The 12,659-nt window shown below is 58.1% G+C and carries 10 protein-coding genes; 6 read left to right on the top strand and 4 right to left on the bottom strand.

Annotated features, from left to right (window positions below):
* Positions 1-40: 40 nt before the first annotated feature.
* Positions 41-2,554 (top strand): hypothetical protein, encoded by a 2,514-nt coding sequence (locus AKU94_RS12220; protein WP_050527533.1) that lies wholly within the window; start codon positions 41-43, stop codon positions 2,552-2,554.
* The gene (locus AKU94_RS12225) at positions 2,548-3,372 is read left to right on the top strand and encodes a glycosyltransferase family 2 protein (protein ID WP_157056535.1); all 825 of its coding nucleotides are present in this window, start codon (positions 2,548-2,550) and stop codon (positions 3,370-3,372) included. The genes AKU94_RS12220 and AKU94_RS12225 overlap by 7 nt, the downstream gene beginning before the upstream one ends.
* On the opposite strand, the gene AKU94_RS12230 is transcribed toward AKU94_RS12225, so the two are convergent.
* Positions 3,369-4,586 carry a glycosyltransferase gene (locus AKU94_RS12230; RefSeq protein WP_050527535.1) on the bottom strand — a complete coding sequence of 406 codons (1,218 nt, stop codon included), beginning with the start codon at positions 4,584-4,586 and terminating at the stop codon, positions 3,369-3,371. The two genes, AKU94_RS12225 and AKU94_RS12230, sit on opposite strands and share 4 nt — an antisense overlap.
* 260 nt (positions 4,587-4,846) lie before the next feature.
* On the opposite strand from AKU94_RS12230, the gene AKU94_RS12235 reads away from it, so the two are divergent.
* Together AKU94_RS12235 and AKU94_RS12240 are read left to right on the top strand one after the other, a co-directional pair.
* On the top strand, positions 4,847-5,056 hold the full coding sequence (locus AKU94_RS12235; protein ID WP_050527536.1) for a hypothetical protein: 210 nt from the start codon (positions 4,847-4,849) through the stop codon (positions 5,054-5,056).
* A gap of 640 nt (positions 5,057-5,696) precedes the next feature.
* Positions 5,697-6,407, top strand: a complete 711-nt coding sequence (locus AKU94_RS12240; RefSeq protein WP_083445051.1) for a sugar transferase — start codon at positions 5,697-5,699, stop codon at positions 6,405-6,407.
* A 103-nt stretch (positions 6,408-6,510) separates the two neighbouring features.
* On the opposite strand, the gene AKU94_RS12245 is transcribed toward AKU94_RS12240, so the two are convergent.
* Positions 6,511-7,755: a Wzz/FepE/Etk N-terminal domain-containing protein gene (locus AKU94_RS12245; RefSeq protein WP_050527537.1), complete on the bottom strand. Its 1,245-nt coding sequence runs from the start codon at positions 7,753-7,755 to the stop codon at positions 6,511-6,513.
* A gap of 5 nt (positions 7,756-7,760) precedes the next feature.
* Complete coding sequence (locus AKU94_RS12250) at positions 7,761-8,699, bottom strand: CpsD/CapB family tyrosine-protein kinase (protein ID WP_050527538.1); 939 nt, start codon at positions 8,697-8,699, stop codon at positions 7,761-7,763.
* Between the two features lie 288 nt (positions 8,700-8,987).
* Between AKU94_RS12250 and AKU94_RS12255 the strand changes: the two genes are divergently transcribed.
* Entirely contained in the window at positions 8,988-9,956 is a 969-nt protein-coding gene (locus AKU94_RS12255; protein ID WP_198144902.1) for a glycosyltransferase family 2 protein, read from the top strand.
* Here the strand turns inward: AKU94_RS12255 and AKU94_RS12260 are convergent, their stop codons facing one another.
* The gene (locus tag AKU94_RS12260; RefSeq protein ID WP_050527539.1) at positions 9,957-10,703 is read right to left on the bottom strand and encodes a WecB/TagA/CpsF family glycosyltransferase; all 747 of its coding nucleotides are present in this window, start codon (positions 10,701-10,703) and stop codon (positions 9,957-9,959) included. It lies immediately after the preceding gene.
* Between the two features lie 301 nt (positions 10,704-11,004).
* Here AKU94_RS12260 and AKU94_RS12265 point away from each other — a divergent pair, with 301 nt between their 5' ends.
* Positions 11,005-12,417: a hypothetical protein gene (locus tag AKU94_RS12265; RefSeq protein WP_050527540.1), complete on the top strand. Its 1,413-nt coding sequence runs from the start codon at positions 11,005-11,007 to the stop codon at positions 12,415-12,417.
* Positions 12,418-12,659: the final 242 nt, after the last annotated feature.

Genomic DNA, 12,659 nt, shown 5'->3' on the forward strand with positions numbered 1-12,659 from the left:
GCTTGCATCTTGGTATGATTGCAAAAGGAACGCCTGCCCGATGTCATTTCTGACGCTATTGACCGATATTCTGTTTGTGGGCCACAGCCTTGTCGGCCCCTCGTTGCCGCCGATGATAGAGGGGGGGCTGCGTGCGCAAGGGCAGCAGGTAGAGGTTGCCTCGCAGGTCATCAACGGCGCGCCTTTGCGGTTTTCATGGGACAACAGCCAAGAGGGCGAACGCGGCGATGCCCGTGTGATCCTGCCCAAGGGCAATACCAAAGTGCTTGTTCTGGCCGAGGCCGTTCCGGTGGCGGCCCATGTGGAATGGAATGATAGCGCGGCTTATGTTGCCAAATTTGCCGGGCTGGCGTGGGAGGCGCGGCCCGATACCCAAGTCTATATCTATGAGACTTGGCCCAGCCTGCAAAGCGGGCCGGGTGCGGTGGTAGAGGGCGATCCGGGTGCGGATGTGCCATGGCGCGAGCGCTTGACCGCCGATCTGCCGCTGTGGGAGGGGATGACCGCGCAGGCCAATGCCGCCCGCCCCGAGGGTGCGCCGCTGGTGCGGGTCATTCCGGCGGGGCAAGCGATGGTGCAGCTGGCCGACGCGATCGCGGCGGGTGAGGTGGCAGGTATCGACAACATCAAGGCGCTGTTTTCCGATGATCTCCACCCGGATGAACGCGCGCTTTATTTTCTGGCGATGGTGCATGTGGCGGTGATAACGGGCAAGGACCCGTCGGGCCTTGCGCCCAAGCTGACCCGCCATTGGCTGAGCCGTCAGGCGGTTATCACCCCGGAACAGGCCGCCGTATTCCAGCGGATCGCATGGCAAGCGGTGTCCGGCTATCAGGCCGATGATGTCGCCCGCATAGAGGCGCTGGCCCAAAGCGGTGGCCGTGCGGCCTTGCCCGCAGCCATCACCAAGATCACGCCCGAGGCCCCGCGCCCGATCACCAACCCGCATCTTGCCCTGGGGTTGGCAGAGGTTGCCGATTGGTCGGTGCAGCAGCCTTTTCTTGACGTGATGAAAACCGCACGTCCTTGGTTCGGGCATCTGCCCGGTACATGGGGCGGGATGGAATATGAGGCGCTGCGGACGGGCGGTTACCTTGATGCAAACGGCTGGCCGGTGCGTCTTCCGCCGGAGGTGGTGGGCCTGTCGACGTTGATCCTGACCGATCTGCCTGAAAATGCGGGCAAGGTCGCGGGGCGCTATGTGCTGCGCTATGAAGGCAAGGGGCGGTTAAAGGTTGAGGGGCGTGCGACGATCCTTGAAGAAGCCCCCGGTCGCATAGAATTCGATTACAGTCCCGGAACGGGCAATGTGATGTTGACACTGATTGCGCAGGATGCCGAGGATCCGATCCGCCAGATCTCGGTCGTAAAACAGGACCATGTTGCGGCCTTTGATGCAGGGGCGTTGTTCAACCCCGACTGGCTGGGCCGTATTCGGGGCGTCAAGGGGCTGCGCTTTATGGATTGGATGGACACCAACAATTCCACCCTCGCCAAGCTGGAAGATCGTCCGAAGCCCTATGATTTCAGTTGGGCTGTAAACGGTGTTCCTATCGAGGTGATGATCGCACTGGCAAATGAGCTGCGCGCAGATGCCTGGTTCAACATCCCGCATCTGGCCGAGGACGCGCTGGTGCGAGCCTATGCGGTGGCGGTGCGGGACGGGTTGGCGCCGGGGCTCAAGGCGCAGGTGGAATATTCCAATGAGGTTTGGAACTGGCAATTCGATACCGCCGCTTGGGCCGAACGGCGATGTCAGGCCCGCTGGGACGCGCAGGATTGCTGGGTGCAATATTACGGGTTGCGCGCGGCAGAGGTGGCCGACATCTGGACAGATGTTTTCGGCGCCGAGGCCCGCGACCGGCTGACGCGGATCATCACCACGCAAACCGGCTGGTTGGGGTTGGAGGCACAGATCCTCGACGCGCCTCTGGCGGTCGCAGAGGGGCGCCGCTCCCCGAAAGACAGCTTTGATGCCTATGCCGTCACGGGCTATTTTGCCGGCGGTCTTGGCGGTGATGCAAAGGCCCCGATGCTTAAGGACCTGCTGGCCGAAAGCCTTTTGCGGGCGACGGAACAGGCCGACGCGCAATTCTTGACAGGTGCGGCGCGTGACATCTATATCGCCAAGCATCGCTTTGATATGGCAACGGAAAATGCGGCGATGGAGTTGGAGAACGGCTTTGTCTCCGGCCAGACCGATGATACGCTTGTTGCCTTGCTGGGCCATATCTGGCCCTATCACGCGGCGGTTGCGAAATCCGAGGGTATGACCCTGATGATGTATGAAGGGGGAACCCATGTGGTCGCGAATGGCACGTTGATCAATGATACGGAGGTGACGGATTTTTTCCATCACCTGAACTATTCGCCGCAAATGGGCGCGCTTTATGCGAAGCTGATAGAGGGTTGGGCTGCCCTGACGTCGGCCCCTTTCAATGCCTTTGTTGATGTCTATTCCCCGAACAAATGGGGCAGCTGGGGCGGTTTGCGCCACTTGGGCGATGAGAACCCCCGCTGGGATGCGCTGGCACAAGGATGCAAGACATGTTGAGTATAATCCTCCCCGCAAGCAATGAGGCATCCTATATCGGGCCATGCCTTGAGGCGCTTTTGGCCTCGACGCCGGTGCCGGGGGGCGGGGAGGTGATTGTGGTGGCCAATGGGTGCCGTGATGATACGGCCGCCCGCGCAAGGGCATATGCCGCGCAGGCCGAGGCTGCCGGATGGGGCTTTACCGTGCTTGATCTGAAAGAGGGCGGTAAGATCCGCGCGCTGAATGAAGGCGATGCGCAGGCGCGGGGGGATATGCGGGCCTATCTTGATGCCGATGTGATTGTCAGCCCGGATCTGACGGCGCAGATCGCGCAGGCCTTGGCCGGCGAGGCTGCGCGCTATGCCTCGGGGCGGGCGGTTATCCCGCGGGCGCAATCGGCTGTGACACGAGCCTATGCGCGGTTCTGGCAGACCTTGCCTTTTGCGCAGAGTGACGCGCCGGGATACGGGCTGTTTGCGGTCAATGCGGCGGGGCGTGCGCGTTGGGGTTCCTTCCCCGATCTGATTTCCGATGACACCTTTGTGCGCCTGCAATTCGGCCCGGATGAGCGCGTAAGCTGTGCGGCGACCTATCACTGGCCGATGATCGAAGGGTTCGGGTCCTTGGTGCGTGTGCGGCGGCGGCAGGATCAAGGTGTGGCGCAAATTGCAACGCTTCACCCCGAGATCCTGGAACGGGAGGCAAAGCCGAAGATGGGCCTGCGCGATGTTTTGCAACGCGCAGGGGCCGATCCGCTGGGTTTTGCCGTCTATGCAACTGTGTCCTTGGCCGTGAGGCTGCGGCGGGGCGGCGGCGAATGGGCGCGCGGGCGCTAGGCCTTACCGATTAGCGCGGCCAGTTTGGCGGCCTCTGTGTCGATATCATGACGTTCCAACACCCGCGCCCGTGCGGCGGTGCCCATGGCGACCAGATCGGCGTGGGGGGTCCGGGCCAGTGTCGTCATTGCTTCGGCAAGATATTGCGCATCGCCCGCCGGAATGAGCCAGCCGGTTTCGCCGCTGACAACCAGTTCCGGCACGCCGGCGATTGCAGTGGCGATCACAGGGCGACCGGCGGCCATCGCCTCCATCACGACCATCGGCAGACCTTCGGCAAAGGAGGGCAGGATCAGGGCCGTCGCATCGGCCAGGGCCTGAAGCACGCCTGCTTCATCTTGCCAGCCGGCCAGTGTGACGCGGGCCTCAAGGTGGTTGGCGGCGATCATGGCCTCGATCTCGGGGCGCAGGGGGCCGTCACCAACCAAGGTCAGATGCAGGTCGGGATTGGTAGGGGCGGCCAATGCCATCGCCTCAATCAAGAGCGAAAAGCCTTTTTGTTCGGCCAGCCGCCCGATCGCGACCAGACGCGGCCCACCTGTGGGCGGCGCCGAGGGCTCGGGGAATTTGTCCGGTTCAATCCCGCAATGGACGACATGCAGCTTGCCCCAATCGGCCAGCGCCGCCCGACGGTAAAGCTGGCTGCGGCCAAAGCTGCTGATCGCCACGGTAAACGCCGCGTGCTGCATTTTCTCAGCCAGACACAGCCCGAGCGGGGCGTCGAACTCTTCGGGGCCATGAACGGTAAAGCTGTAGGTCGGCCCGTCCATAAGGCGCGCCAGCATTGCCACAGTGGCAGAGTTGGTGCCGAAATGCGCATGCATATGTGTGATGCCCAGATCGGCGCAGCGACGCGCGACATAGGCGGCCTCTATCAAATAAATGATGTGCCGCAAACGACCGCCCGTGCCCGGCGTGCCGCCTGCACCAGCCGCCCCGCAGCGCATCGCGGCCACTAGGGCTTGTGCGCTTTGACGGGGCCGTTGCAACATCCAGCACAGGGCAGTGCCAGCTAGCCCGGCAATGCCGACCTTCAAGACATGTTCTGTCCGGTCATCCTCGGCCAGATCGGCAGGGTCCAGAAGGCTGTCGCGCTCGGACCGCATTGCGAAACGGTGGATTTCGAAACCGCGCCGCTCCAGCGCCTGAAGCTCTCGGCGGATAAAGGTGTGGGACGCGCGGGGATAGGTATTCACAATATAAGCGATTTTCATTTCGGCGCCTTCTGAATTGGGAGGGCTAAGGTCTAGGCGTGGAATTGGGCAATGCCTGTCCAAATCATTTGTGGCTTTTGATTTAGGGCGCGCGCGGGGGCGGCGAAACCCCTAAAAAGCCTAGGCTTCGCTATATATATGCCCGACTGTTGCCGCAATCCTTGGCCAAATTGCATCAACGCCGAAGCACAATATTGAGTGTGGGCGAATTGTCTGGTCCGAATTGGGCCAAACGGTGAACTGCAGCAAAGGAAGAAGATATGGTCATCGGCATCTTGTTTTCAGGCGTTCTCTTGGCTTTTGGCGGAATGGCTGGCGCGTTGTTTGCAGGTTTCCCGATCTGGTTGGCCTTACTGATGTACCCGCTTGCCGGGACCTTGGGGGCGATGGGTTTTATGGCATTGGCGCTGTTGTGCAAGAAAGGCGATGACGCCGATGATATGACCGCCCTGGCTGTTGTTGCGCGATAAAGCGTCTGGCCGATCGGCCGTGGATTCAGGGGGGACGTGCGCTCCGGTGCCCCCGACCGTGAACATCCCGCACCCGGGCTGGCAAGGCCCGTTACACCTGTTGATCCCTTCGCTGGCCTTTGAAGTGCACTGCCCTGCTGGGCAACGGATGCAATGCCCAAAACTGTAGGATCAGCGCCTTATGGTTTGAGGCCTAGACCTTCAAATGGCGGATTTTTAGGTTTGCCCCACTGTTCTGAACGGCGACACGGCGCCTGACACCCCCTTGATTAACCTATTTGGGCAACAGAGTTGGCCCAAGTTTGCATTGTGCGACTCACTTTATTAATTTGGTTAATTTCACGGACTTCAACAATCACAGCTTGTGTTATCAAAATTCTTCTTTGAATTTGGGCGGATATTGGCAAAATATCGTGGTAAATTTGACTTAAATGCGTCCGGATCATGACATTGCTCTCGCCAAACCCCATCATTTTGAGTAAAAATGTAACTGGGGGCGTAACTGCCGGGTATGCGTAATGATTTGTTTATATCGTTCTGTCAGTGCTGCGATTGCACAATGTGGTGAGGCTGCGTGTAGCGTAATGGCAAGGGATGTTGCTTTTGCCAATTTTGCCAAATTGAATCCGGGATCATAACTATGAAAATGACTTCTTCTGATATGATTGCCGCAGAAGCCGCTGCGGTTAAGTATCCCGCACGCGCCGTCGGTTCGACAGTGACCCAGAAAAGAACCTCGCGGCGTGGCGTTTATCGCGCTGTGTTCAAACGGGTTTTTGATACTGCCGCTGTTGTTGTGGCTGCCCCGATTATATTGCCGTTGATTGCCGGGTTGGCCCTGGCTGTTCGGCGCGATGGTGGCCAAGCGTTTTATACCCAGCAACGTGTTGGGTTGGATGGGCGGCATTTTCGGCTGTGGAAGCTGCGCAGCATGGTTAGCGATGCAGATGAACGGATGGCCGATTATCTTGCCGCAAATCCGCAGGCCCGTGTCGAATGGGAAAGCACACAGAAACTGAAACAAGATCCGCGGGTTACACCCTTTGGTCGGTTCTTGCGCAGGTCATCGTTGGATGAGCTGCCACAGCTTTGGAACGTTGTGCGCGGCGAGATGAGCCTTGTTGGCCCGCGCCCGATGATGCTTAATCAACAAGCGCTTTATCCCGGCAATGCTTATTATCGTCTGCGTCCCGGCATCACTGGATATTGGCAAACGCGTGGCCGTAATGACACAACCTTTGAGGCGCGGGTTGGGTATGATGAGGCCTATGATGCCGAATTATCCCTTGCGACCGATCTAAAGGTTTTGACGGAAACGATTGGCGTTGTTGCAAAAGGCACCGGCTGCTGAGGTTCCCCGCAATTTGATTTACAACAGCCCCGCCCCGATAGTCCCGGTGCGGGGTGTTTTTATGCTGCATGTGGTGCGAACGGCCTGAAGGAGGCCCGGCGACCTATGTGCCCCGTTGTGTCGGTGTCAGATCGGATTTGCGCAGTTCTGGAAGGGCGACGATCGGGCGTAGATCCAGCTCTCGTTCCAATTGGCGCTGGGTGCGCAAGACGGGCCGTAGATGTTCCAGAACGAAGGCCGCTATCATGCCGATGATCAGGCTTGCGAATGCCCCCACCAGCACCAGTTTCCGTTTGCCACCGCTGATCGGGTAATCGGGTTCGACAGCGGCTTCCAATAGGGTAAAAGTCTCTCCCTGCGCGCTGTCTTGCAGTTTTGCGGCAGTTTCAGCATCGGCGCTGCGGCGGGTGGCCACCTCATATTGGGCTTGAAGTTGATCCAGATCGCGGTCGAATTCTGCCAAGGTCCGATCGACCTCTTGGGCCTTTGACAGAATGCCGACGATTTCTGCCCGCCGTGTCTGAAGGGCGTTGCTTTGTGCCGAAAGGGTCTCGATTTGCGCGTTAAGCGTGGCGATCCGGCGTTCATCTGTCGCGCGCGGGTTTGTTTTGCGCGCTGTGGCGTCGCGTTCATTGCGTTGGCCAACCAACGTCTGATTGAGAGAGCGCAACTCTGTCTCTAGGCCCGTAAGCTCAATCTGCAAAATATCCCGCTGTGTGGGTAAAGCATCGAGGTTTTGGGATTGAAACTGGGCAATCTCGGCCTCTTTTGCCACGATCTGTTCTTTCAGGTTGCGCTGTTCTTCTTGGAAAAAAGTCTGCGCTTCGATGGTGCGGGCTCTTTGGCTGTCTGCACCGGCCTTCAGAACGCCCTGCGCAAAATCATTCGCGACATTGGTCGCCTCCGTGCGGGTATTGGCCTGCGCGCTGATCAACAAAGCAGAAACTTCTGCCGGCTGGCCGAAAGAGGCTGCGGCCGCACTTGCCACCGTTTGAAACCGCAGCGACTGCCGCAGGATATGCACCTTTTGATCGCTGGTCAGCGCAAGATCGGCATAAAGATTATGCCGCGCAATCACCGCCAGCATATTCTCGCGGGTGGTCAGCTGTTGCTGGATTGCTTGCAGACGTTGCGCGGAATTTTCATGGGGCGCGGCCGTACCGGATGCGGTGGGGGCGGTGATGGTTGGCACCTGCACCTGAATGACGGCGGTGCTTTCGAAAAGGGGTTCCTTGGTGCTCAGCTGCAACACTGTTGCGGTTATGCCCAGCAATGCGATCAGCGCAATCATCAAACGGCGGCGGATCAGCATGCCGAAAAACTCGTCAAAGCTCTGAATTTTTCCCATTTTCGTTACCTGCGTCCAAATCGAGGGCGGCGCAGGCCAAGGTCTTGCGCGCGATTCATCATCACACCGATCAAGGGGCACTGCCCCTCTAGCAGCCGTTCACAGCTGCGGACCTCTGCCGCGGTGGTTTTGGTGCCGTCGATGATCAGCAAAGCGGCATCGACATGTGGCAAAAGCGCAAGAAAGTCATCTGATCCAAGAACGGGCGGGGCGTCGATAACGACCAGATCCGGGTCAAGCAGGCGCACCAGGGCATATAAGACCGCGGCGGTTGCCGGTTCATGCAGCACCTCGGCGGCGTCTTGCATTGCGGCGCCGTTCAGGCCAAGCGCCAGGGTTCGACCATAGCGGTGAAAGTGGCTTTCAAGCGGCTGCTCGCCATTTAAATAGCTGCGGATCGCAGCGACGTCGGGCAGGCCCAACAAGGAGGCCAGTCCCGGCTGGCGCAACGCCAGATCCAGCAAAGCGGTCCGGCTGGAAGGGCAGCGTGCAAGGCTCAGGGCAAGGTTGGCCGCGACAAAGCTTTTGCCGCATTCACCGGTCGGGGAGGTGATGGCCAGTCGACGCCAGTTGTTCTCTTGCATCGCGTGCAAAACACGTGTGCGCAGAATGTCGAACGAGGCCGCAATCCTGGATTGTTGCGAGTGTAAAAACAGACCCTTTCCAAGCAGCTTTTCCGCATCCAAAGGGGTCGGGCTAAGTGATTCCCAAACCCGGTCAGGCGTAGGGTCGGGATGCAGGAATTTGCCCCATTCCCCGCTATTGGAAACGGTGCTTTCGGGCGTTGCAAATTGTGGTGGGGCGTGGCGAAAAACCGAAACTCCGGCACTGCGGGGCCGTTTTATTTCTTTGGCTAGCTTACGGAAACTTTCGTCATCATGTGACGATGTCCCCAGATCTGTCGGGCGCAAGGATGATGACAACACTATATTGCGGTCGGTCATATAAAGTCAGGCTCCTGCTGCCCGATGTATCGGCTGCTCGACACGGGCGGTTATAAAATGGGCCCCCCGCAAAGCAGTAGGCAAGCTTCCGGTTTTCGCTGCTGTTTTATGCCGTTATCGGCACGTTCTGGCAGCATTTTCCGAGCCCCCGCCCAGCCATTTCTACCTATCAGACAATTATTAAAAATGAAAGTGTATCAGCATGGCTTGATCGGTGCGCGAAGCCGTGGTCAAGGCCGGTTTCAGGGTTTATGATTGCGCCGTAGTCTGTACGAAGGAATATTCCTGGTGGTAATAGTAGATCCGAGTTTTGCGGCCCAGCCTTGTGTTGATGCCGTTGTAATTGGGCGCAATGAGGGCGAACGTCTTCGGGCTTGTATTGCATCGCTGTTGCCGCAAGTCGGGCGGGTGATCTATGTCGACTCCGGCTCGGTCGATGACAGTGCCGCGATGGCCGAGGGGATGGGCGCGACCGTGGTCCAGCTGGAGATGGGCTTGCCCTTTACCGCTGCACGGGCGCGCAATGCCGGGCTTGCGCTTGTGGCTGGCGATTATGTGCAATTTGTTGATGGCGACTGTGTGGTGCAGCCGGATTGGGTCGCCACAGCATTGGCGTTTATGGAGGCCAATCCGCAGGTGGCAGTGGCTTGCGGGCGCAGGCGTGAGCGCTTTCCCGACGCCTCTGTTTACAACGGACTGTGCGATACGGAATGGGACACACCGATCGGTCAGGCCCTGGCATGTGGAGGCGATGCCTTGATGCGGGTGGCGGATTTGCGGGCTGTTGGCGGCTACCGCGACACCCTGATCGCAGGAGAGGAGCCGGAACTGTGCCTGCGCCTTGGCCGGACCGGGGTGCAGATCTGGCGGATAGATGCAGAGATGACATTGCATGATGCGGCGATGACGCGATTGGGGCAGTGGTGGCAGCGGAGCCGCCGTGCGGGCCATGCCTTTGCCGAGGGTGCAGCACTTCATGGTGCAGGTTCCGAACGCCATTGGGTGCTGGAAACCCGCCGCGCATTGTTTTGGGGGTTGGCTGTGCCTGTCTTGGCGATTGTCGTCGGGGCGGTGCATCCCTTGGGTTTTGCGGTGTTGCTGCTCTGGCCGCTCCAGATGTTGCGCCTGACGCGGCATATGGGGGTCGTGCCTGCGTTCTTTTCGGTGCTTGGCAAGCTGCCAGAGGCGCAGGGGGTTTTGGGCTATTGGTGGGGCCGTTTGCGGCAAAAGCGTGCGCGGCTGATCGAGTACAAGTAGCTAGCGCTGCTTTATCGCCTGAATGAATTGGCCCGGCAAAATCGCTGCGCAAGCGGCATAGCGCGGCACCAGACGTTTGGGGTTTTGCATCATCCGCCACGCCCATTCCAACGCCATCTTGCGCACCCATTTTGGTGCGCGGATCTGATCACCGGCCAGAAAATCCACGCCTGCCCCGATGCAGGCAAAGCCGGCCTGCGGGGCCAGATCACGCCCCAAAGCCGACAGGATTTCCTGTTTGGGCGCGCCAAGGGCCACAAGACACAGGCAGGGGCCAACCTGACGGACCTCTTCAAGAATAGCGCGGGCCGAATCACCCGTCGGGTCAAAGCCGTGGACCGGAGCGATGCTGCGCGCAAATTTTACGTTCGGGACAAGTTTGGTCAAATGGCGTGCGGCACCTGCGAGGGCGGCATCGGTGCTCCCTAACAAAACCACGGGCTTGTTCGTGCGGGCCGCCGTTTCCACCAAGGGGATCACAAGATCTGCCCCCGGCACCAGTGACACCGGCTTGTGCGCCAGATGGGACAGCCAGACAAGCGGGTTTCCATCAGTGACGACAATATCCTGTTTGGCATAGGCCTTTAGAAATTCGGGGTTGCTGCGCAGTTTTGTCAGATGATCAAGATTGATCGTCGCAAGGGCAAATCCGCGCCCGTCAATTAACCGTGATTCCACCTCTTCTATTGTGGTTGCCGCATTTTTATGCGTAACCACAATATTTGTTGTGTCGAAAGAAAACTGCATTCTATCCCCGAAGACCATTTTAAGCGGCGCACAGTAAATGCAATTAGCGCCGTTATATCTGTTTACGCAACACTTTGTTTCTTTTATGGCATAAATTAGTTCGCTGCGCTCATGAAAGCTCTAAACCTCTACTTTTCAACGGGTTTTAGAAGAAGATTTCGCCTATTGCTGTCGATAAATGAAATGAGATACCACATAATAGGATGCAGGCCCCGCAGTTGGATATTTCAGGCTATCTATTTGTGTTAATGGGATTTGCCAATGCATTTGCACAAGATCAACAAGGAAATTTAATTAGACGATGCCCAACGGTCTTGCTTATTTAATGCTGATGCTTTGGCCGGTTCTTGCAACTGTCCTGTTTTTGCATTTGCCGCGTGAAAAGGCGCTGATATGGTCCATTCTGGCCGCCTATATGCTGTTGCCGCCACTGGCGAATTTCAATTTACCGGCGGTGCCGGATATGGACAAATTTACCATCTCCAATCTATGTGCACTGGGATTAACCATTTGGGTGCTGCGTGAAAAGGTCGATTTTTTGCCGCCCAGCCTGATTGGACGGTTACTGATCATCTTCTATATCGTCAGCCCTATTGCGACCTCGCTTACAAACCCTGACCCGATCCCGATCAAGGCGGGCGATGTGCCGGCGTTGCGGCTTTATGACTCGGCCTCTACGATCAGTTACCAGTTCATTGCACTGATCCCGTTTTTTCTGGCCCGCACCTTGTTGCGCCGACCTGAGGCGATGCGGATAATGGTTCTTGCGCTGGTGTCTGCCGGGCTGATCTATTCGGTGCCAATGCTGATAGAGGCGCGCCTGTCGCCGCAGATCAACGTTTGGGTTTACGGGTTTTTCCAGCATGATTTTTCGCAAAGCATGCGCGGCGGTGGTTTTCGCCCGATGGTGTTTATGCCACACGGTCTGTGGGTGGCGTTTTTCGCGCTTATGGCGGCGATTTCTGCCTTGCTTGTCCTGCGCACGGGCACGGCCGAGGATCGCCCCAAACAGTTGATGGTATTCCTTTATCTGTTCTTTGTGCTAGTGATGTGCCGCAGCGCGGGTCCGCTGGTCTTTGCGCTCGGGCTTATTCCGGTGATCTTGGTCGTGGGGCGTCGGTGGCAGGTTATGTTGGCCGGTGTTCTTGGGATGATCGTTATCACCTATCCGCTGTTGCGCGGCGCACAGTTGATACCGCTGGATGCGATTCTGGACTATGCCTATTCGATCAGCCCCGACCGTCACCAATCCCTGAATTTCCGTGTGGTGAATGAAGAACGGCTTTTGGCGCGCGCGATGGAGAAGCCCATTTTTGGCTGGGGGGGCTATGGTCGCAACCTGATCCTCGACCCTATTACCGGGCTAATCCAGACAATCCCGGACGGCCAATGGATCATCGTGCTGGGCACCTATGGCTGGCTTGGCTATATCGCTGAGTTCGGTTTGCTGGTCATGCCGCTAGTCTTTTTGGCGCGAGAGGGGCTTTTGCAACGCTCTGCTGCGTTTTCACCCTTTGCCTGTGGAATCGCGCTTATCTATGCGGCGAATTTGGTGGATTTGCTGCCCAATGCCACGCTTATTCCCTTTACCTGGCTGATGGCCGGGGCGCTGCTGGGCTACGCCGAGGATCTGGCAATCAAACGCCGTATCGACACGCGCGCGCGCTGGTTGGCAAGGCTGGCCAATGCCGCAGGCCCGCGTACGGTGATTTGATTGCCAAGGTCTCAGATTTGTTGATTCGCTTTGAAAAACAACCACTACGGGCATTTACTTTGCGCGTATTCCCAATCACGGGAAAGCGGTCTGGAAAATTATCTTTGATCCGCCCGCATCGAGGGCTTGGGGCTTGTAAAGAGGTAAGAAGCCGGTATTCCTGCAGCATTTAACGCATGTTTCTTTGCGATATTTTAACGCGCTGGATCGATTGATGTTCAGGGTGCCACATGTAGTGACGC

This window comes from Pseudorhodobacter aquimaris, from assembly GCF_001202025.1.
Lineage (GTDB): Bacteria > Pseudomonadota > Alphaproteobacteria > Rhodobacterales > Rhodobacteraceae > Pseudorhodobacter > Pseudorhodobacter aquimaris.

Coding starts and splice junctions, on each gene's coding strand:
- AKU94_RS12220 (WP_050527533.1), top strand. CDS start 41: ATGTCATTTCTGACGCTATTGACCGATATTCTGTTTGTGGGCCACAGC.
- AKU94_RS12225 (WP_157056535.1), top strand. CDS start 2,548: ATGTTGAGTATAATCCTCCCCGCAAGCAATGAGGCATCCTATATCGGG.
- AKU94_RS12230 (WP_050527535.1), bottom strand. CDS start 4,586: ATGAAAATCGCTTATATTGTGAATACCTATCCCCGCGCGTCCCACACC.
- AKU94_RS12235 (WP_050527536.1), top strand. CDS start 4,847: ATGGTCATCGGCATCTTGTTTTCAGGCGTTCTCTTGGCTTTTGGCGGA.
- AKU94_RS12240 (WP_083445051.1), top strand. CDS start 5,697: ATGAAAATGACTTCTTCTGATATGATTGCCGCAGAAGCCGCTGCGGTT.
- AKU94_RS12245 (WP_050527537.1), bottom strand. CDS start 7,755: ATGGGAAAAATTCAGAGCTTTGACGAGTTTTTCGGCATGCTGATCCGC.
- AKU94_RS12250 (WP_050527538.1), bottom strand. CDS start 8,699: ATGACCGACCGCAATATAGTGTTGTCATCATCCTTGCGCCCGACAGAT.
- AKU94_RS12260 (WP_050527539.1), bottom strand. CDS start 10,703: ATGCAGTTTTCTTTCGACACAACAAATATTGTGGTTACGCATAAAAAT.
- AKU94_RS12265 (WP_050527540.1), top strand. CDS start 11,005: ATGCCCAACGGTCTTGCTTATTTAATGCTGATGCTTTGGCCGGTTCTT.